The sequence below is a fragment of the Pseudanabaena sp. SR411 genome, from assembly GCF_002251945.1.
Classification (GTDB): domain Bacteria; phylum Cyanobacteriota; class Cyanobacteriia; order Pseudanabaenales; family Pseudanabaenaceae; genus Pseudanabaena.
Genome location: NZ_NDHW01000016.1, coordinates 1 through 1,016, shown reverse-complemented (window position 1 = coordinate 1,016; position 1,016 = coordinate 1). Strand labels below are relative to the sequence as shown.

Sequence of the window (1,016 nt, the reverse complement as noted above, 5' to 3'; positions counted from 1 at the left end):
TAGTTCACAACTGGGTGAGACCTCATGTGGGCTTGGGTAAGAATAAGACTCCTGCTATGGCGATCGGACTTTTTTATCGTCCCGTTTCTATGCTGGAATTATTATCCTCAAGTGGATTTCATTGCCTCACTAATTAACTCACCAGTGCCATTACTTGCAGAGTGATGGATATATCATCATTAAAAAGATTTCATAATTAAATCTAAAACCATGCCAAAAATTAATTGCCTACCTGACAATCGTTCTATAGAAATCAACAAATCAGATACAGTTTTAGAATCTTTATTAGCCAATGGAATTGATCATACACATGTCTGCGGAGGTAATGCTTATTGTTCTACTTGTCGAATCATGATTTTAAATGGAGTGCAGAATTGCAGCTCTCCAACTAGTGCAGAGCGCACCTTAGCAAAAAAGCTAGACTTCCCAGTTCATATTCGGCTTGCTTGTCAAACAAAGGTTACAGGCAATGTTGCTATTCGCCGAATGATAATTGACAATGAGGATATTGATATTCTTGAAGGTCAGCTTGCCACTGGTGCTGATAATAGCGATCGTAATGTTGCCCTACTAGTTGCTACAATTCGGGGGGCAACTAATTTTGATGAGGTGAACTTTCACTACGATATTGTCTATATCATGAGCCGTTATTTCCATCGAGTCCAGAAAGTAATAGGAAAGCACGGTGGAATTATTCCTAATATTATGGGTGTAAGAATTATGGCAGTATTTGGATTTGAGAAGAACAGTAGCATGGTAGCAGAGAGAGCCGTGTGGGCAGGGTTAGAAATGCTTAAAACAATAGAAGATTTGAATATTTTCTTAAAAAAATTATCCTATCATCCACTGCATCTGAGTATAGGAATTCATTATGGAGAAGCAGGGCTATTTCATTTTAAAGATGCGTTTGAGAGTATCAAGACCAAAAGCACACTTGCGTTGAGCTTGAGCCATATTATCAAAGAGGTTAGAACGGTAGAGATTGATGGCAAAGTTGCGTGCAACTACCCAAGTAT

The 1,016-nt window shown here is 38.6% G+C and carries 1 protein-coding gene and 1 pseudogene; both read left to right on the top strand.

Going from position 1 to position 1,016, the window contains the following annotated elements:
- Positions 1-137 (top strand): annotated as a pseudogene (locus B9G53_RS28240) (IS1 family transposase); the annotation flags it as partial.
- A 73-nt stretch (positions 138-210) separates the two neighbouring features.
- A partial coding sequence (locus tag B9G53_RS00255) for an adenylate/guanylate cyclase domain-containing protein (protein ID WP_217901476.1) occupies positions 211-1,016 on the top strand: 806 nt, incomplete at its 3' end.